We start from the raw sequence: 19891 nt of genomic DNA on the forward strand, positions 1-19891 counted from the left end.
CTAGTCTAGCTCGAAGCCGGGAAGCATGGTTTGCGACGCAGCTTCGACCGATCGTCTATAAGTTCGCGACATAAGTCGCGTCACGGGCATATCAGGACTCAATACCGCCGCACGCACGAGCCGGAACGGCACCACCGTCTCATACTGGGGCTTCCAGTACGAGAATCCAAGGTGCCGGGCCAAAGAGAGGTTTAATCGGAATTTCACCACTTGGCCATTACCGAGACGCAGATCAGCAATATATCCGTAGCTCGCTGCTCGAACGAGAACGCGCTTTACATCGTCAAAGGATGGGTCTCCCCCATCTCGGGGACTTGCGCGCACGGCCATTCTTGTTGCATTTGGCTTTGTAAGCGGCAAGGCGGCGTAAAAATCAGACCGATGCGCCAGCTCCCCGAAGAGCCGGATTAGAATTTCCGCTTCTCCTGGGTCCGTCAGATTCTGCGGAATAGAATCCAACTTTCGGCGACCCAGCCGTTCGAGCGCTGCATCCTGGATATCAAATGAAAGGCGGCTTTTCGACAAGAACGTCAGGATCTCATCAAGAGACCCGTCATAGTCCTCCCTGTTCACGGCGATCTCGAAGGAGTATCGAAGGAACCGCAGGAAGTCACGAACACTATTGTCCGACATAGCGGTGGCAATACGCCAGCCCGCGTAGAAGGGCCGATTGATGCCGATCGCCCCAAGAAGGTGCAGATAACCGGCGGTTTTCTTCTTCCTATAACCAGAACTCTGCTCGGACCTGGACGCTACCGCGCCGCTTGCTATTGCACCTACATTTTTCAAGTGCTGCCTGATCGGGGCTTCACCGAGCGCGCGAAGCTGAATTTCAGCGCTACGGTTTTCGCTCTTGGCGACGGCTCGGCGACAGAGCTCGTCCACATCGGGGTTACCGAGGAACGTCTTGACGTCGAAACGCCGAGGACCCGCACCGATCATCTGAAAACGCGCCCGGACTATTCCTGCCATTAGGGCACCTAGTTCCTCAGGAGAGCGATCATCGAGATCGATCAGCTCACGGTCATCGATGGAAAGCTCAGCTCCAACTTGGCGGGTTTCAGATCCAAGCGTTTGAAGGACAGACACTGCGAGGTATACAGGCCCGTCTGTTTCGCGAATCAGAGAGCGAACTACAAGAGCCCACTCATCTGAAAGAAATTCCCCTTCGTCCATACAAACTCTGAATATCCAGGAACTTGAGGCATCGAGACGCCGCAAGTTTGCCGCCATCTGCGTGAACAATCTGGATACTATTGCGGCGAAAGGCTGAAGGTCGAACTTGGCCACTAGAACTTCCGGCGCGATAGTTCCAATAGCTGCCGACGCTCGGATTGACCGCATTACTTCGTTTGCGATAAAGCGTATGTTTTCGAGCGTAAGTGTCGCGCGGTCCGCTGGCGAATCAATATCCAACGACTGCGCGCTCCAAGTCCACACAGTCTCTGATACGGAGGCGAAGTCATCGACTTCATCAGCAAAGGAGCAGTAATGCAAGCCGGCGTTCAGGCCGATTAGAGCGTCGACGGCCTCAACCAACCACGCCGACCGAAGATAAGTAGAGATTAATGCGAATCGAACTGTTCTCGAAGAGTCAGACAGCCATATATCCAGCATATCGACTGGCATCAGCTTAATCTGCATGAAACAGCCGACGACTCCATCTGCGAAAGGCTTACCCTGGAGCGCCCGAGCAAGGTGCTTGTTTGAGATTCGCTCACGCCAATCGAGCGCCTTTAAAAGGGTGGTCTTTCCGGTGCCACGATGCCCTTTGACCACCGCATGCTTCGCAATGGAGGACAACCTTCGATAGGCTGCAGTCTCTAGATAATAGAAATGCTCGATGCGGTCCTGCTCCCATCGATCATCAAAAAAATGGATCGCCGTCCTAGGACTTCTCATAGCGTAAAGCCCGCCCGATTGAACTGCACTTCGAGCAAATCGGTCTTTCTCAAGATTCCACTCCAGCATAACTTCTCGACGAAGGTTTCAATTCCGTTGTCGGTTACATCTAAAGACAAGCGATCCCGCTCCGCAAGAAGTTCAAACCCGGTCGCCCGACCCTCTCTCACTAGGTACTCGAGAATCTTGCGTTGAGATCGCGATTGATTCATGGAGTCACCAAGAGGTATTTCGATCGTACGCTCCCGACTTAGCGACTGATCTCCCCGCGCCATTGCAAAGTACTCAATCCGTAGGCCGAAAGGATAGCCTTCCGGATCGAACTTCACGGTGATTTTATTGAAGCCCTCGTGGAGCTCGGGCGCCGATACTATTACGAGGCGTCCTTGAGGCGTCGGAATCGATCCCTGAGGGAACGCAATAACTTCGGTCGAACGCTCATGAATATGACCATGCAAATACAAAACTGTGCGCCCGAGAGAGGCGAGGGCATAGCGAGCCTGGCCCGCATTAGCCATTTCCGTATATGGGTTGAGGCGTGGGATGCGCTGAGGCAGCAATCCGTGATGGCCAAGCATTACCGGGAACAGGCGTTGATCGAGGGTGCCCCACCGGTCCTGAATAACTGACATTTCATGAGGATGAAATAACGGAATATCCAGAATTTCTGCTGAATCACTTGACTCGGTCGCTGCCGATACCCCGCTTACTTCCGCCGCCGCTTCTCTTGTTGCACCCGCTCCGCGGCAGGTATTGATGCTGACGAAATCTACGCCACCGTAACCGGAGCCGTATGACGACGAGCGAGATGTGACTGTAAAATTCCGCAGCCCTTCTTCCTCCGCAGTTGTTGCAAGTTCCTCGAAGCGCGCTACGTCTTCGAAAGAGACGAACGGTTGCGACCCGCGATAGGCGACGTCATGATTTCCCGGAACAACGTGGACGTATTCAAAGTCTTGAGGATGCTTGGCCTTCTGTGCAATCGTCGCCAGATAGCGGGCCGCATCTCGAAAGGCTTGCGCGTCGCCCCGAGTCGTCAAGTCCCCACATATTGCCAGTATGGCGCTGGGATTGCTGCTCAGTTGAAACTCGATAGCACGCTTGATCGCGTGGGGAATAGGAAGTCCCAACGAGGAATCAAGCGCACCTGGTACCGAATTGTCGTGATTGTCAACTCGCGTTGTCGCACTAGCAAAGTCGGGGTAGTGAAGGTCGCCAATTTGGAGAATGACTTGTTCGGTTATGCGCGCTTCTGGCATCGATTTCGTTCTCTTTACGGGCTGGTCGCCGGAGAAGAGATGATGCTGGCGCTCAGAAGTCCCAGTCCTCGTCCTCGGTGTTCACGGCCTTGCCGATCACGTAGGAGGAGCCGGAGCCCGAGAAGAAGTCGTGGTTCTCGTCCGCGTTGGGCGAGAGGGCCGACAGGATCGCGGGGTTCACATCGGTGACCTGCTTGGGGAACATCGGCTCGTAGCCGAGGTTCATCAGCGCCTTGTTGGCGTTGTAGTGCAGGAACTTCTTGACGTCCTCGGTCAGGCCGAGCTGGTCGTAGAGGTCCTGCGTGTACTGCGCCTCGTTGTCGTAGAGCTCGTAGAGCAGCGAGAACGTGTAGTCCTTGATCTCGTCGCGCTTGGCCTGGTCGACCCGCTCGAGTCCCTTCTGGAACTTGTAGCCGATGTAGTAGCCGTGCACGGCCTCGTCGCGGATGATCAGGCGCACGAGGTCGGCCGTGTTGGTGAGCTTGGCGCGCGAGGACCAGTACATCGGCAGGTAGAAGCCCGAGTAGAAGAGGAACGACTCCAGCAGCGTGGAGGCGACCTTCCGCTTCAGCGGGTCGTCGCCGCGGTAGTAGTCCATCACGATGGACGCCTTCTTCTGCAGGTTCGGGTTCTCCATCGACCAGCGGAAGGCCTCGTCGATGTCCTGGGTGTTCGACAGGGTCGAGAACACCGAGGAGTACGACTTGGCGTGGACCGACTCCATGAACGCGATGTTCGTGTAGACGGCCTCCTCGTGAGGAGTGATCGCGTCCGGGATGAGCGAGACGGCGCCGACGGTGCCCTGCACGGTGTCGAGCAGGGTGAGCCCGGTGAACACGCGCATGGTGAGCTGCTGCTCCTGGTGCGTGAGCGTGTTCCACGACTGGATGTCGTTCGACAGCGGGACCTTCTCGGGCAGCCAGAAGTTGCTCGTGAGGCGGTTCCACACCTCGACGTCCTTGTCGTCCTGGATCCGGTTCCAGTTGATCGCCTGGACGGAGTCGACGAGCTTGAGCTTCTCGGGGGGAGTCATGATTCCTTCTCGCTGCTGCGGATGGGTCGTGCGGAGGGGGGTGGGGCTGCGTGCTCTAGAGCATGCACGAGACGCACTGGTCGAGCTCGGTGCCCTCGAGCGCCAGCTGACGGATGCGGATGTAGTAGATCGTCTTGATGCCCTTGCGCCAGGCGTAGATCTGGGCGCGGTTGACGTCGCGGGTGGTCGCCGTGTCCTTGAAGAAGAGCGTGAGCGAGAGGCCCTGGTCGACGTGCTGCGTGGCCGCGGCGTAGGTGTCGATGATCTTCTCGTAGCCGATCTCGTACGCGTCCTGGTAGTACTCCAGGTTGTCGTTCGTCATGAACGGCGCCGGGTAGTAGACACGGCCGAGCTTGCCCTCCTTGCGGATCTCGATCTTCGACGCGATCGGGTGGATCGAGGACGTCGAGTTGTTGATGTACGAGATCGAGCCGGTCGGCGGGACGGCCTGCAGGTTCTGGTTGTAGATGCCGTGCTCCATGACCGAGGCTTTGAGCGCACGCCAGTCGTCCTGGGTGGGGACCGCGATGCCCGAGTCGGCGAAGAGGCGGGAGACGCGCTCGGTGGCCGGCGCCCACTCCTTCTCGGTGTAGGTGTCGAAGAACTCGCCCGAGGCGTACTTCGAGTCGGCGAAGCCCTCGAAGGTGGTGCCGCGCTCGATGGAGAGGTTGTTGGAGGCGCGCAGGGCGTGGAACAGCACCGAGTAGAAGTAGATGTTGGTGAAGTCGATGCCCTCCTCGGATCCGTAGTGGATCCGCTCGCGGGCGAGGTAGCCGTGCAGGTTCATCTGTCCGAGGCCGATGGCGTGCGAGTTGTCGTTGCCGTCCTCGATCGAGCGGACCGAGGTGATGTGCGACTGGTCGGACACCGAGGTGAGGCCGCGGATAGCGGTCTCGATGGTGCGGCCGAAGTCGGGCGAGTCCATCGTCAGCGCGATGTTCAGCGATCCGAGGTTGCAGGAGATGTCCTTGCCGATCTGCGCGTAGGAGAGGTCCTCGTTGTAGGTCGTCGGAGTGTTGACCTGGAGGATCTCGGAGCAGAGGTTGGACATGTTGATGCGGCCCTTGATCGGGTTCGCCTGGTTCACCGTGTCCTCGAACACGATGTAGGGGTAGCCCGACTCGAACTGGATCTCGGCGATGGTCTGGAAGAACTCGCGCGCCGAGATCTTGGTCTTCTTGATGCGCGGGTCGTCGACCATCTCGCGGTACTTCTCCGAGAGGGAGATGTCGCCGAAGGGGATGCCGTAGACGCGCTCGACGTCGTAGGGCGAGAAGAGGTACATGTCCTCGTTGTTCTTCGCGAGCTCGAACGTGATGTCGGGCACGACGACGCCGAGGGAGAGCGTCTTGATGCGGATCTTCTCGTCGGCGTTCTCGCGCTTGGTGTCGAGGAAGCGGAGGATGTCGGGGTGGTGCGCCGAGAGGTACACCGCTCCCGCGCCCTGGCGCGCGCCGAGCTGGTTGGCGTAGCTGAAGCTGTCCTCGAGGAGCTTCATCACGGGGATGATGCCCGAGGACTGGTTCTCGATCTGCTTGATCGGGGCGCCGGCCTCGCGGATGTTCGAGAGCGAGAGGGCGACGCCGCCGCCGCGCTTGGAGAGCTGGAGCGCGGAGTTGATGCCGCGGGCGATCGACTCCATGTTGTCCTCGATGCGCAGCAGGAAGCAGGAGACGAGCTCGCCGCGCTGTGCCTTGCCGGTGTTGAGGAAGGTCGGGGTCGCCGGCTGGAAGCGGCCGGCGACGATCTCCTCGACGAGGGCGGTCGCGAGCGTCTCGTCGCCCTGGGCGAGGCCGAGGGCGGTCATCACGACGCGGTCCTCGAAGCGCTCGAGGTAGCGCTTCCCGTCGAACGTCTTGAGCGTGTACGAGGTGTAGTACTTGAACGCGCCGAGGAAGGTCGCGAAGCGGAACTTCTTCGAGTACGCCAGGTCGTTGAGCTGCTGGATGAACTCGAACGAGTACTGGTCGAGCACGGCCTGCTCGTAGTACTCCTTCTCGACCAGGTAGTCGAGGCGCTCCTTGAGCGTGTGGAAGAACACCGTGTTCTGGTTGACGTGCTGCAGGAAGAACTCGCGAGCGGCCTCGCGGTCCTTGTCGAACTGGATCTCTCCGTTCGGGCCGTAGAGGTTCAGCATCGCGTTGAGCGAGTGGTAGTCCATCTGTGCGGCGTCGCGGGGAGCGTCGATCACTGCTGCGTCCAAAACGTGTCCAATCCTTCGTCGACGGCGCGGACGTCGTCGGGTGTTCCGAATACTTCGAATCGATAGAGGTGCGGCACCTCGCACTTGCGGGCGATGATGTCGCCGGCGAGGCAGTACGCCTCGCCGAAGTTCGTGTTGCCGGCGCCGATGACGCCGCGGATCAGGGAGCGGTTGCACGGATCGTTGAGGAACCGGATGACCTGCTTGGGGACCGCTCCCCCGCCGTTGCCGCCGCCGTAGGTGGGGAGGACGAGCACGTACGGCTCGTGGACGTGGAGCGTGTCGAGGGCGGCTCCGTCGCGGCGGGCGTGGAGCGGGATGCGCTGCGCCGGCCGTCCGAGCTTCTCGATGAACCGGTGCGTGTTCCCCGAGCTGCTGGAGAAGTACACGAGCCCGCTCATCCTTCGGCCCCTCTCCCCGTCAGCTGCTGTTCTCGGTCCCGCCTCCGAGGCGGCTGCGTGGTGAGCCGCGAGGCGGAGGAGGAAGCCGCAGCGGCGCTACGGCGCCCGCCGACGACGCTGCGGATCGTCGTCCGTGCGCCTCAGAGGGTCGCGATCTTGTCGGGGCGGAAGCCGGACCAGTGGTCGTCGTCCGTGATGACGACCGGCGCCTGGAGGTAGCCGAGGGCCTTGACGGCCTCGAGGGCCTTCTCGTCCACGGAGAGGTCGAACACCTCGTAGTCGATGCCCTTGCTGTCGAGGGCGCGGTACGTCGCGGTGCACTGGACGCAGGAGGGCTTGGTGTAGACCGTCACAGCCATGGGTGTCGCCTTTCGGAGGGGGTGTCCCGGTGCCGCTCCCCGACCGGCGGCTCGCGATGCGGGCGGGGTCGGAGGGTGGTCCGGGTGAGTTCTGGGTGCCGGTGGGGCTCTCGCTCCGACCTGCTCAGCAATACTACATATAGGGGGCGGGCCGGTGTCAGCCCACTAGACGTAGTAGTTACAGCCGTGTAGTTATCCACCGGTTCCTCCCCCGTTCATCCACAGGCCGGAGCCCGTGGAACCGCGGAAGGACGCGGATCCGGACGAACCATCCACAGGTGTGGACAGAAGGATCCCGTTCACTGTGTACAACGCGCCACGGCGTGTCGGCATGCCCGACCGGTGGGGTCCGCGCGGCGGCTCGACCACAAGATGTGGTGGTCGGATCACATCTCGGGGCATGCCCGGACGGTACGCCCGACCACCGACACCGCGAACGGTCAGAGGAGCTGCGCGGCCCACTCCCGGGCGACGGCGCGCAGGTGCGGGAACGGGTCCGCGAGGGCCGCGGACGAGGAGCCCGCCGCCTCCGTCAGCGACACCGCAGCGGTGAAGCCGGGAGTCGGCGCCGCGATCGCCCCGGCGACGAGGAGCGTCCGCGCCCCGGCCGCCTCGGCGAGCGCGAGGACGTGCACCGGGACCTTGCCGGCGGCGGACTGCGCGTCGAAGCGCCCCTCCCCCGTGATGACGACGTCCGCGCCCGCGAGGAGCGCCGGGAGCCCGATCGCCCGTCCGACGGCGCCGGCGCCGGAGGTCGTACGCGCGCCCCAGGCGAGCAGCCCGAAGCCCGTCCCGCCAGCCGCCCCGGAGCCCGGCGCATCGGGATCCGCGTCCAGGTGCGCAGCGAGACGGCGGAGGCCGCTCTCGAGGAGGAGGACGTCCTCGGGGCCGGCCCCCTTCTGCGGTCCGAAGACGCGGGCCGCCCCGGAGTCGCCGAGCAGCGGGGTCGCGACGTCGCTGAGCACGACCGCACCTCCGGGCGGCAGAGGACGCAGCCCGCGGAGGTCGGCGGCGGCGAGCGCGGGCAGCGCACCGCCTCCCTCGCCGAGGTCGCGGCCGGAGGCGGTGGAGAAGCGCGCGCCGAGCTCGCGGAGCGCTCCGACTCCGCCGTCGGTCGAGGCGCTGCCGCCGATCGCCAGCAGCAGGGCGTGCGCCCCCGCGTCGAGGGCGGCGGCGATCGCGCGGCCGAAGCCGCGCGTGTGCGCGGTGAGCGGTCGGAGCGGGTCGAGCAGCGTGATGCCGCTCGTGGAGGCGAGCTCGACGACGGCTGTCCCGTCGGGGAGCAGCAGCCACCAGGCGCGGACCGGCCGGTCGTCCGGGCCGGGCACGACCACCGGCAGCCGCTGCGACCCCGGGACCGCGAGCGCGAAAGCCTCGACCGTGCCCTCTCCCCCGTCGGCCATCGGCGCGAGGACGATCTCGTCTCCCGCGCGCGCAGCGCTCCAGCCCTCGGCGATCGCCCGTGCGACCTCGACCGCGCTCGCCGACCCCTTGAAGGAGTCGGGCGCGACGACGACCCTCAGCCTGCCCACGCGCTCAGTGTGGCACCGCGCCGCCGCTCAGAGCGGGGTCGCGAGCCGGTAGCCGCGCTTGATCACCGTCGCCACGAGCCGCGGTTCGGGGAGGGCCTGACGGAGGCGGCTGACGGCGACGTCGACCGCGTGGTCGTCGAGAGCCTCCGGCGCGGAGGCCGCGAGGACGTGACGCGCGACGGTCGCGCCCTCGGCGGCGACGAGAGTCCGGAACACCGCGAGCGCGACCGGGGTCAGCGCCACCCGGGTCCCGGCCAGGACGGCGTGCCGGCCTCGGAGCTCGAGAGTGCCGAAGGCCGTCTCGATGCGGGGCGACGCCTGCTCGAGGTGCTCGCAGGTCAGGCGGATGAGCGCGCCCATCCGGAACCGGTCCGGCACGACCGGGAGGATCCCTGCCTCGACCAGGGGTGCTGCGGTCACGGGGCCCACGGCGGCGGCGACCACCGTCTCGCGGAAGGCCGCCTGGAGGTCGTCGAGGCGGCCCGCGGCCTCCGCGACCGTGAAGAGCGCCTCCACCGCCGGCGCGCTGGTGAAGGTGACGGCGTCGATGCCCCCTCCGCAGACCGCGTCGATCAGCCGCAGCACCCGGGCGGAGTCCTCGTGCACGCTCCAGCGGTAGGGCGCGGCCGTGAGCACCCGGGCGCCGGCGTCGCGGAGACGCTGCAGCTGAGCCGGGTCGGTGAATCCGTGCAGCTGCACCGCGATCGTGCGGCCGGCGACGCCCTCGCGCAGAGCCAGGTCGACGAGGGAGGTGGTCGTCTCGCGCTCGCTCATCCCGTGGTCGTCGAGACCCGCCGCACGGATCGCTCCGCGCGCCTTGGGTCCGCGGACGAGGATCCGCGCGGAGGACAGCGCGTCGGCCAGCTCGATCCCCGCGGCGTCCGCGGCCTCGAGCCAGCGCCGCAGGCCGTAGGAGGTGGTGGCGAGGAGCACGTCGGGACGGGCGGCGACGATGGCGCGGGTCTCCTCCTCGAGCGCGCCCTCGGTGTCGACGCCCCGCATGCGGATGGTGGGGGCGTGCGTGACGGCGGCACCGCGGCGCTCGAACGCGGCGATCAGGTCCTCGGAGCGGCGGTCGGAGGTGACCCCGATGCGGAAGCCGTCCAGCTGGTCGGGTCGGAACCCCACGGCGGCGTCGGGATCGGTGCCGGTCATGCTCGGTCCCCTCGGGGTCTCACGCGGTCAGTGCATCGACCGCTCGGGCGATGCTCTCGGGGTCCCCCGCATCATGGCACGCGGCCTGCCGGACCACCTCGCCTATGACGATCACGGCGGGCGAGCGCGGTGCCAGCTCGGCGAGCAGGCCGAGCACTCCGCCGACCGACGAGACCGTCGTGCGCTGGTCGCGCGACCAGCCCCGCTCGACGATCGCGAGGGGCGTGTCGGCGCGCATCCCCGCGCGCTGCAGCCCGGCGACGAGGTGCGGGAGGGTGTTCACGCCCATCAGCACCACGATCGTCCCGCCCAGCCCGGCCAGATGGCCGAGCTCCTGCTCGCTGAACGGCGCATGGCCCGAGACCACGGTGAAGGCCCTGCTGACCTCGCGGTGGGTGACCGGGATCCCGGCGGCGGCGGGCACCGAGATCGCGCTGGTCACTCCGGGGACGACCGTGGAGCCGACGCCGGCGAGCCGGCACGCGCGCACCTCCTCCGACCCGCGGCCGAACACGAACGGATCGCCGCCCTTCAGGCGCACGACGTCCAGACCCGCGAGGGCCCGCTCGATCATCAGCCGCTCGATCTCGTGCTGCGGCACCGCATGATGACCCGGCGTCTTGCCGACGTCGATCAGCTCGGCGCCGGGCGCCCACTCGGCCAGGCCCTCGTGCGGACCGAGCCGGTCGTAGAGCACCACGTCCGCGTCGCGGAGGGCGCGGCGGGCGGCGAGGGTCATCAGATCCGGATCGCCGGGGCCGCCGCCGACGATGCTGACGTGCCCGACCGGCCGGGTCGGCGCGGGGGCCTCGTCGAGGATCCAGGGGCAGAGCTCGGCCGCCGCTGCTCGGAGCGGCGCCGGCCCCTCCACCCACACGATCAGGGCCGGGGGCGCCGGGGTGAGCGCGTCCTCCGCCTCGTGCCGCTCGACGAGTGCGCCGGCGGCTCGGTAGCGGGCGAGCACGCGGCGGGTCCCGGAGGCGGTGCCGATCACGAGCACGCGGCGTCCGGCGAGGTCGAGGGAGAGCTGCATCACGAGTCCGATCCGATCCCGGCAGGACCGACGGGGATCCTCGGCCCCGCGACCAGCACGGGTCCGTCCGGTCTCTCGTCCCGGCCGGCGGGCCGGACCTGCCCGCGCTCGCGCACGGTCGCGACGCGCGGATCCGCGGTGTCCGGGGCGTTCACGAAGGAGCGGAAGCGGCGGAGCCGGTCGGGATCGGCGAGGGTCGCCGCCCACTCGTCGACGTAGGTGTCGACGTGCGTGGCCATGGCGGCCTCCAGCTCGGCGGCGATGCCGAGCGAGTCCTCGCAGACCACCTCGCGCACGTGCTCGAGTCCGCCGGGGAGCTCCTCCTGCCAGCGTGCGGTCCGCTGGAGCCGCTCGGCCGTCCGCACGTAGTACATGACGTAGCGGTCGATGTAGCGCACCAGGGTCTCGTCGTCGAGGTCCTGCGCGAGCAGCTGGGCGTGCGCCGGCTGGTAGCCGCCGTTGCCGCCGACGTAGAGGTTCCAGCCGAGGTCGCTCGCGATGACGCCGATGTCCTTCCCCCGCGCCTCGGCGCACTCGCGGGCGCAGCCGCTGACCCCTAGCTTGAACTTGTGCGGCGAGCGGAGACCCCGGTACCGCTCCTCGAGGAAGACCGCCATCCCGACCGCGTCCTGGACTCCGAAGCGGCACCAGGTCGATCCGACGCACGACTTGACCGTGCGCAGCGACTTGCCGTACGCCTGACCCGACTCGAAGCCGGCGTCGACGAGGAGGCGCCAGATCTCGGGCAGCTGCTCGAGGCGGGCGCCGAACATGTCGATCCGCTGCCCGCCGGTGATCTTCGTGTAGAGGCCGTACTGCTCGGCGACCTCGGCGATCACCTTGAGCTTCGCCGGCGTGATCTCGCCCCCGGGGATCCGCGGGACGACGGAGTAGGTGCCGTCCTTCTGCATGTTGGCCAGGGCGCGGTCGTTGGTGTCCTGCAGCGGCGCCTGGCCGCCGTCGAGGATGTAGGCGTTCGTCTGGGTGGCGAGGACGGAGGCGATCACCGGCTTGCAGACGTCGCAGCCCAGCCCGGAGCCGAAGCGCTCCATCACCTGCTCGGCCGAGTGCAGCCCGAGGATGCGGACCGACTCGAACAGCTCGCTGCGGCTGAGCGCCACGTGCTCGCAGAGGGCGCGGGAGACCTCGACGCCCGCACGGATCAGCTCCGTGTCGAGCAGCTTCTTCACCAGGGGCACGCACGATCCGCACTGGGTGCCCGCGCGGGTGCAGGCCTTGAGCGGCCCCAGCTCGGTGCACCCCTCGCCGATCGCGTGACGGACCTCGCCGACCGAGACGTTGTTGCACGAGCAGACCTGGGCGTCGTCCGGAAGGTCGCCCGAGGGCGCCTCCGCCCCCGCCGCCGCGAGGTAGGCGCCGGGCTCGGCCGGCAGCTCGCGCCCCAGCAGCGGGCGGAGGGAGGAGTAGGGGCCCGCGTCGCCGACGAACATCCCGCCGAGCAGCGTGCGCGCATCGTCCGAGACGACGACCTTCTGGTAGAGACCGCGGGCCGGATCGGCGTAGACGACCTCGAGCGCTCCCTCCGTGGTGCCGAGGGCGTCGCCGAAGCTGGCGACCTCCACGCCCGAGAGCTTGAGCTTGGTGGCGTCGTCGACCCCCGGGAAGGTCGCGTCGCCGCCGAGGATCCGGTCGGCGACAACCTCCGCCATCGCGTTGGCGGGTGCGACGAGCCCGACGGTGCGGCCGTCGATCGCGGCGACCTCGCCGATGGCCCAGACTCCCGCCCGGCTGGTGCGGCAGGCCTCGTCGACGACCACACCTCCGCGCGGTGCGACCTCGATCCCGGCCGCTCGGGCGAGCTCGTCGCGCGCCGTGATCCCGATGGAGAAGACCACGAGATCGGCGCTGATGCTGCTGCCGTCGGTCAGCGCGACGCCGAGCACCGTCCCTGTCGGCGAGGTGAGGATCGCGGTGGGCCGGTTGCCGAGGTGCAGCGCGATCCCCTGCGCCGAGATGATGCGGCCGAGGGCCTGCCCGGCGCCCTCGTCGAGCTGCGCGCTCATCAGCCAGCGGCCGGAGTGGACGAGGGCGGTGCGCGCACCGAGCCGGTGCGCGCCTCCCGCCGCCTCGAGGCCGAGCAGACCGCCGCCGACCACGACCACGATCGCGGGGCGGCCGCGCCGGGCGCGGAACGCGGCGAGCTCGGCGACGAGCCCGTCCACGTCCTCGAGCGTGCGGTAGACGCGGCCGTGCTCGGCGCCCTCGATCGGCGGGACCGTGGCGGTGGAGCCCGTCGCCAGGACGATCTCGTCGCCCTCGAGGGAGCGGCCGTCCGCGAGCTCGACGCGCAGGCGGTCGGGATCGATCGCGACGACACGGGAGGAGGTGATCAGCCGCGCCGACTCCCACAGAGCGCCGTCGCCGAGAGTCAGGTCGTGCTCGCCGTCGAGGCGCTTCGAGAGTGCGACGCGGTCGTAGGGACGGTGCACCTCCTCGCCGAGGACGGTGATCTCCAGCGCCTGGTCGCCGGCCCGGGCGACGAGCGCGTCGACCAGGCGGTGCGCGGCGGGTCCCGCTCCGACGACGAGCACACGTCGGGGCCGGGCGGCGGGGTTCGCTCCAGGAGTCATGACGTCCACCGTAGGGACGGCCCGTTTCCCCGCCGTTGCCCCGGTGTAACAGCGTGTGACGCGCGCCTCTCGGCGAGCGCCGCAGGCCGTGAGGGCTTCGTTACGCCCGTGACACCGGAGGCGTGCTCGCACGAAACGCGCGATCCCTACCGTTGCCTCATCGCGTCCGACCGGATGCGGTGGCCCACCCGCAGGAAGAAGGCGCAGCGATGACCCTCCTCGATCGGCTCGCCCCCGCGACCGCCACCACCTGGGTGCCGGTCTGCGCCGTCGGCGACCTCGAGCCGCTCTGGGGCGAGGCCGCCCTGGTCGGCGGTGTGCAGCTCGCCCTGTTCCTCCTGCCCGACCGGCGGGTGCGGGCCGTCTCGAACCTCGACCCCGCGACCGGCGCGGCCGTGCTCTCGCGCGGCATCGTCGGCTCGCGTCTGGTCGACGGGGTGCAGCGGCCCACGATCGCCTCCCCCCTGCACAAGGACGTCTTCGACCTCGAGACCGGCGCCTGCTTCACACGAGCGGAGCTGCACCTCGCCACCTGGCAGGTGCGCGAGAGCGACGGCACGATCGAGGTCGCCCAGCGGACCGCTCTGGTCGCCGCGTCCCACGGGACCTCCGACGACGACGGGAGGCGTGCCGTCGCCGCGCTGGTCGAGGCGGTCCGCCGGGCCAACCCGGCGCTGGACGTGCTCGACTCCTTCGTCGACGTGCAGCAGCCCGACGTCCCCGCGACCCTGGGCTCTCTCGAGCCGGGCCGGCCGGCGGTGGTCGTGCCGCTGCTGCTCTCGGCCGGCTACCACGTGCACGTCGACCTCGCCGAGGCCGCGGCGGAGGCGGAGCGGCCGGTGCGGGTCTCGGGCGCGCTCGGACCCGATCCCCGCCTGGCGCGCGTGCTCGCCCGCCGGCTCCACGAGGCAGGGCTCGACGACGGCGACCGCGTCGTGCTCGCCGCCGCCGGCTCGAGCGACGCCGGTGCCGTCGCGGACTGCTGGACCACCGGCCGCCTCCTCGCCGCCGAGCTCGGCCGCGAGGTGAGCACCTCGTTCATCTCGGCCGCCGAGCCGCGGGTCGCGGAGGCGGTCGCCGCCGAGCGCGCCGCCCACCCCGGCGCGCGCGTCGTGGTCGCCACCTACCTGCTCGCGCCCGGCTACTTCGCCGGCCTGGCCGCCTCCGCGGGGGCCGACCTCGCCTCCGCTCCCCTCCTCACCGCCGTCGATCCGCCCGCCCGCGAGCTGGTCGACATCGTCTCGGAGCTGTTCGGGCGCAACGCCTGACGCCTCCTCCCCGCACCACCACCGCTCCACCTCCCCGTCCCGAGCGCGCCCTCGCGCGCGCCGCCCACCCTCCGGAGGACCACGATGACTGCTGCACCCCCGACCACCGTCCCCACGACCGCCGCCACATCCACCGGCATCATCCGACGGCCGGGCCGCTGGATCGACGGCTGGAACCCCGAGGACCCCGCCCAGTGGGAGGCGGAGGGACGCTCCGTCGCCGCTCGCAATCTGAGGTGGTCGATCTTCGCCGAGTTCCTCGGCTTCGTCGTCTGGCAGCTCTGGTCGGTCGTCGTCGTCTCGCTGCCGGCGGCCGGGTTCGCCTTCGACACCGGGCAGATCTTCTGGCTCATCTCGATGCCGAGCCTCGTCGGCGCCACCCTGCGGATCCCGTACACGTTCATGGTCCCCCGCTTCGGCGGCCGCAACTGGACGATCGTGTCGGCGGGCCTCCTGCTGATCCCGAGCGTCGGACTCGGCATCGCGGTCTCGAATCCGGAGACCCCGTTCGGCGTCATGCTCCTGGTGGCCGCGCTCGCCGGCTTCGGCGGCGGCAACTTCGCCAGCTCGATGGCGAACATCACCTTCTTCTACCCGCACGCGCAGAAGGGCTGGGCTCTGGGGCTCAACGCCGCGGGCGGCAACCTGGGCGCCTCCGTCGCGCAGCTCGTCGTGCCGATCGCGATCACCGTCGGCGCCGCGGCCACGCTGAACCTGCCGATCGCCGGCTTCCTCTGGGTCCCCCTGATCGTCGTGGCGATGATCGGCGCCGCCAAGCGCATGGACAACCTCTCGACCGCGAAGTCCGACGTCGCCGCCTCCCTCGCCGCGCTCCGCGAGCCGCACCTCTGGCTGCTGGCTGTGCTCTACATCGGCACTTTCGGGTCCTTCATCGGATTCGCCGGCGTGTTCCCGAAGCTCATCGCCGACACCTTCCCCGAGTTCTCCGGCTTCGCCGTCGGCTCGGCGACGGTCGGCCTCGCGTTCCTCGGCTCCCTGGTGGGCTCGCTGTCCCGCCCCTCCGGCGGCCGTCTGGCCGACCGCTTCGGCGGAGCGCCTGTCACGGTCCTCGCCTTCGTCGCCATGGGCGCCGGGATCCTCGGCGTGATCGCGACACTGCCGCTCGGCAGCTTCTGGCTCTTCCTCGCCTGCTTCCTCGTGCTCTTCTCGGCGGCCGGCATCGGCAACGGCGCGACCTACCGCATGATCCCCACGGTGTTCGCCCTCCGCGCCCGCCAGCGCGGCGACGACGGCATCGGCGCCCAGCGCACGTCCGCCGCGGCGCTCGGCCTGATCTCGGCGATCGGCGCGTACGGCGGCTTCGTGATCCCCCAGCTGCTCGGCTTCTCCAAGACCGAGTTCGGCGACTACACCACGGCGCTGGGCTGGTTCGTCGGCGCCTACGCGGTGATGCTCGCGATCACGGCCGGCGTCTACCTCCGCCTCGCCGCGAAGACGGGGACCCGGATCTGACGATGAGCGCCCCCGCCCCGACCGACTCCCACTGCCCGTACTGCGCCCTGCAGTGCGCGATGACGCTGACACCCGCGGCGGGCCCCGTACCCGTGGCGGTCGAGGGGAGGGAGTTCCCGACGAACCGGGGCGGGCTCTGCGCCAAGGGCTGGACCTCCGCCGAGCTGCTGACGAGCGGACAGCGCCTGGTCTCCCCGCTGCTGCGCGGCGCCGACGGCGTCCTCGCGGAGGCGTCGTGGGAGGAGGCGCTCGACGCGGTCGCCGGGGCGGTGCGCGGCGTCCGGGAGCGGCACGGCGCCGACGCGGTGGCCGTCTTCGGCGGCGGGGGCCTCACCAACGAGAAGGCCTACCAGCTCGGGAAGTTCGCTCGGATCGCTCTCGGCACCTCCCGGATCGACTACAACGGCCGCTTCTGCATGTCCTCGGCCGCGGCGGCCGGCAACCGCGCCTTCGGCGTCGATCGCGGACTGCCGTTCCCGGTGTCCGACCTCGACGACGCCGACACGATCCTGCTCCTGGGCTCGAACGTCGCCGCGACGATGCCGCCGCTTCTCGCCCACTTCGCCGGTGCCCGCTCGCGGGGCGGCCTGGTGGTCGTCGACCCGCGCCGCTCGGCCACCGCGCGGCTGACGGAGGACGGCGCCGGCACGCATCTGCAGCCCGCTCCCGGGACGGATCTGCCGCTCCTGCTCGGGCTGATCCACCTGGTCTTCGCCGAGGGCCTCGCCGACACCGCCTACCTCGCCGCGCGCACGACCGGCGCCGAGGCGGTGCGCCGCAGCGTCTCGGCGTGGTGGCCGGAGCGCACGTCCGCGGTCACGGGCGTGCCGACCACGCTCCTCCGCTCCCTCGCGCGCCGGCTCGCCGCGGGGCGGTCGTTCGTGCTGACCGGCCGCGGGGTCGAGCAGCACGTCGACGGCACCGACACCGCGACCGCCGCGATCAACCTCGCTCTCGTGCTCGGCCTGGTGGGCCGCGAGGGGTCGGGGTACGGCACGCTCACCGGTCAGGGCAACGGCCAGGGCGGACGCGAGCACGGCCAGAAGGCCGATCAGCTCCCGGGGTACCGCTCCATCCGCGATCCGGAGGCGCGGCGCCACGTCGCCGCCGTCTGGGACGTGACGCCCGAATCGATCCCCGGCCCGGGCCTGCCCGCCACCGCCCTGCTCGCCGAGCTCGGACGCTCCGTGCACTGCCTGCTGGTGCACGGCTCCAACGTGGTCGTCTCGGCTCCGGACGCCGACGCCGTCCGCGCCGGGCTCGAGGCCCTGGACACGCTGGTCGTCTGCGACTTCTTCCTCTCCGAGACCGCCGCGCTGGCCGATGTGGTGCTCCCGGTGCCGCAGTGGGCGGAGGAGGAGGGCACGATGACCTCGCTCGAGGGCCGGGTGCTCCGCCGCCGCCGGGCGATCGACCCGCCGGCAGGAGTGCGCAGCGAGCTCTGGATCATGAGCGAGCTGGCGCGCCGTCTCGACGCCCCCTCGAGCTGGTCGGCGGTCCCCTCGGAGGTGTTCGACGAGCTGGCCCGCGCGTCCGCGGGAGGCGTGGCCGACTACTCCGGCCTCTCGCACGCCCTGCTCGACACCGGGATCGCCGCCCACTGGCCCTACCCAGCGGGCGGCACGGGGACGCCGCGCCTCTTCGCTGAGCGCTTCGGGCACCCCGACGGCCGGGCGCGCCTGGTCGCCGTCATCCCCGCCGTCCCCGTCGTCGTGGACCGCGGCGAGGAGCTGACCCTGGTGACCGGCCGCTACCTCCAGCAGTACCAGTCGGGCACCCAGACCCGGCGGGTCGCGGAGCTCGATGCGGCCCGCCCGGAGGCTCGGCTCGAGATCCACCCGGCGACCGCCTCCCGGCTCGGCGTCCGCGACGGAGCACCTGTGGCGATCGGGAACGCGCGCGGCGTGGTCCGCGCCCGCGCGAGCGTCACCGCGGACATCCGCCACGACACGGTGTTCCTGCCCTTCCACTACGCGGGTGAGCAGTGCGCGAACCTCCTCACCGAGGCCGTCGTGGACCCGGTGTCGTCGATGCCCGAGTTCAAGCGCACGCGGGTCTGGGTCCGCGCGGAAGGGACGGCACATGCCTGAGACACCTCCCGAGCGGATCGTCCTGATCGGCTACGGCCCCGTCGGCTCGCGCTTCGTCGAGGAGCTGCTGCCGGCCGTGCGGGCCGGTCTGGTCGCGCTGACGGTCGTCGGCGCCGAGGGCGACGACCCCTACAACCGTGTCCTGCTCGCGGAGTACGCCGTCGGCCGGGCGACCCGCGAGCGCCTCGACCTCGGCGACCGGACGGCGGCGGAGGCGGCGGGCGTCGTCCTGTGCCTGGGAGCGGCCGTCGTGGGGATCGACCGCGCGCGGAACGTCGTGCGGCTGCACGACGGCGAGCGCCTCCCCTACGACCGCCTCGTCCTGGCGACCGGCGCCCGGGCGAACGTGCCGACCCTCGCCGGGATGGAGCGGGCCCGACGTGAGCGGACGGTGCGCGCCGCCGATCCGGAGTCGCTCGACGCGGGCTCCCGGCCCCTCCCGGAGCGGGTGGTGGCGCTGCGCGACCTGGCCGACGCCCGGGTGGTCCGCGAGTCCGTGCGCTCCGGCGCGCGCCTCGTCGTGCTCGGGGCGGGAGTGCTCGGGATCGAGTTCGCCCTCGCCGCCGCCGAGCAGGGCGCGCAGGTGGTGGTCGTCTTCCACGGCGACATCCCGATGGCCCGCAATCTCGACACGGGCGGGGGCCGGATGCTGGCCGCGGCCGCCCGCGCGGCCGGCGTCGAGATGGTGGCGCACGCCCGGTCCGAGAGCGTCCTGCTCGCGCACGACGACCGCGGCCGTGCGCACTTCCAGGCGCTCGTCTGCGCTGACGGCAAGCAGATCGAGGGGGATCTGCTGGTGCTCTCGTGCGGTGTCGGTGCGCGGGTCGAGCTGGCCGCGGGCGCGGAGCTCGCCGTCTCGACCGGGATCCTGGTCGATGAGCAGCTGCGCAGCTGGAGCGACCCGGACGTCTTCGCGATCGGCGACTGCGCGCACGTCGCCCCCCGCGGCTCGGCCCTGCCCGACGGCCGCGTGCCCGGCGGACCGAGCGGACTGATCGGTCCGGGATGGGAGCAGGCGGACCGGCTCGCAGCGCGGATCCGGGCGGAGGCGGAGGGCCGCTGCGGCGAGGAGCGCGTCCCCGACGCCCGACCGGCGGTCGTGATGCTGAAGGCCGAGGGCGTCGACCTCGTGGCAGGAGGCGACGTGGCCCCGGAGCCGTGGGACCCGCACCGCCCGGGCGAGGAGCACCTCGAAGTGACGCTATGGGCTGACCCCGCCCGCGGGGGCTACGCCAAGCTCGTGACCGCGGGAGGAGTGCTGCGCGGGTTCGTCTCGGTGGGTCTGCCCCGGGTCGGCGCCGAGCTCAGCCTCCTCTTCGAGCGGGGCTCGGAGCTGCCGGCGGACCGGTCGAGCCTCCTGCGTCTGGACGCCCCGGATGCGGGTGCCGCGGCGACCGGCGATCCGTTCGCCCCCGATGCCACGGTCTGCTGGTGCAACGGCGTGACGGCGGCGGTGATCACCGATGCGGCTGCGGCGGGACACGGGACGGTCGCCTGCGTCGGGCGGGCGACCCGCGCCGGCACGGGCTGCGGCGGCTGCACCGGTCGCATCGCCGAGCTGCTCGCGCGGACGGCGGTCCCCGCCTGATCGC

The 19891-nt window shown here is 69.4% G+C and carries 14 protein-coding genes; 4 read left to right on the forward strand and 10 right to left on the reverse strand.

Going from position 1 to position 19891, the window contains the following annotated elements:
- The 10 genes from C5D66_RS16810 to nirB all read right to left on the reverse strand — a co-directional run bounded on the left by C5D66_RS16810 (position 1) and on the right by nirB (position 13468).
- Positions 1–1971, reverse strand: a complete 1971-nt coding sequence (locus tag C5D66_RS16810; protein ID WP_146083211.1) for a hypothetical protein — start codon at positions 1969–1971, stop codon at positions 1–3.
- A complete protein-coding gene (locus C5D66_RS10085) occupies positions 1899–3161 on the reverse strand; it encodes a metallophosphoesterase (protein ID WP_104256346.1) in 1263 nt (420 codons plus the stop codon). The genes C5D66_RS16810 and C5D66_RS10085 overlap by 73 nt, the downstream gene beginning before the upstream one ends.
- A 52-nt stretch (positions 3162–3213) precedes the next feature.
- Entirely contained in the window at positions 3214–4194 is a 981-nt protein-coding gene (nrdF, locus tag C5D66_RS10090) for a class 1b ribonucleoside-diphosphate reductase subunit beta (protein WP_104224358.1), read from the reverse strand.
- Between the two features lie 55 nt (positions 4195–4249).
- Positions 4250–6355, reverse strand: coding sequence for a class 1b ribonucleoside-diphosphate reductase subunit alpha (gene nrdE, locus C5D66_RS10095; RefSeq protein ID WP_104256362.1), 2106 nt, complete (start codon positions 6353–6355; stop codon positions 4250–4252).
- Between the two features lie 26 nt (positions 6356–6381).
- Complete coding sequence (nrdI, locus tag C5D66_RS10100; RefSeq protein WP_104224357.1) at positions 6382–6798, reverse strand: class Ib ribonucleoside-diphosphate reductase assembly flavoprotein NrdI; 417 nt, start codon at positions 6796–6798, stop codon at positions 6382–6384.
- A gap of 140 nt (positions 6799–6938) precedes the next feature.
- Positions 6939–7157 (reverse strand): glutaredoxin-like protein NrdH, encoded by a 219-nt coding sequence (nrdH, locus tag C5D66_RS10105; RefSeq protein WP_068255139.1) that lies wholly within the window; start codon positions 7155–7157, stop codon positions 6939–6941.
- A gap of 440 nt (positions 7158–7597) precedes the next feature.
- On the reverse strand, positions 7598–8680 hold the full coding sequence (locus C5D66_RS10110) for a glycerate kinase (protein WP_219814251.1): 1083 nt from the start codon (positions 8678–8680) through the stop codon (positions 7598–7600).
- Positions 8681–8716: 36 nt separating this feature from the next.
- Positions 8717–9844 (reverse strand): uroporphyrinogen-III synthase, encoded by a 1128-nt coding sequence (locus tag C5D66_RS10115; protein WP_104256348.1) that lies wholly within the window; start codon positions 9842–9844, stop codon positions 8717–8719.
- Between the two features lie 19 nt (positions 9845–9863).
- Positions 9864–10877, reverse strand: a complete 1014-nt coding sequence (gene cobA / locus C5D66_RS10120) for a uroporphyrinogen-III C-methyltransferase (RefSeq protein WP_104256363.1) — start codon at positions 10875–10877, stop codon at positions 9864–9866.
- Entirely contained in the window at positions 10877–13468 is a 2592-nt protein-coding gene (gene nirB, locus C5D66_RS10125) for a nitrite reductase large subunit NirB (protein WP_104256349.1), read from the reverse strand. The genes cobA and nirB overlap by 1 nt, the downstream gene beginning before the upstream one ends.
- A 209-nt stretch (positions 13469–13677) precedes the next feature.
- Between nirB and nirD the strand changes: the two genes are divergently transcribed.
- The 4 genes from nirD to C5D66_RS10145 all read left to right on the forward strand — a co-directional run bounded on the left by nirD (position 13678) and on the right by C5D66_RS10145 (position 19887).
- The gene (gene nirD, locus C5D66_RS17605) at positions 13678–14736 is read left to right on the forward strand and encodes a nitrite reductase small subunit NirD (protein WP_104256350.1); all 1059 of its coding nucleotides are present in this window, start codon (positions 13678–13680) and stop codon (positions 14734–14736) included.
- 84 nt (positions 14737–14820) lie between these two features.
- Positions 14821–16209 carry an MFS transporter gene (locus C5D66_RS10135; RefSeq protein ID WP_104224352.1) on the forward strand — a complete coding sequence of 463 codons (1389 nt, stop codon included), beginning with the start codon at positions 14821–14823 and terminating at the stop codon, positions 16207–16209.
- Between the two features lie 2 nt (positions 16210–16211).
- Positions 16212–18299: a molybdopterin oxidoreductase family protein gene (locus C5D66_RS10140; RefSeq protein ID WP_104256351.1), complete on the forward strand. Its 2088-nt coding sequence runs from the start codon at positions 16212–16214 to the stop codon at positions 18297–18299.
- Positions 18292–19887 carry an NAD(P)/FAD-dependent oxidoreductase gene (locus C5D66_RS10145; protein ID WP_104256352.1) on the forward strand — a complete coding sequence of 532 codons (1596 nt, stop codon included), beginning with the start codon at positions 18292–18294 and terminating at the stop codon, positions 19885–19887. The genes C5D66_RS10140 and C5D66_RS10145 overlap by 8 nt, the downstream gene beginning before the upstream one ends.
- The last annotated feature ends 4 nt before the right edge of the window (positions 19888–19891 follow it).

The sequence above is a fragment of the Rathayibacter sp. AY1B4 genome, from assembly GCF_002932815.1.
Taxonomy (GTDB): Bacteria; Actinomycetota; Actinomycetes; order Actinomycetales; family Microbacteriaceae; genus Rathayibacter.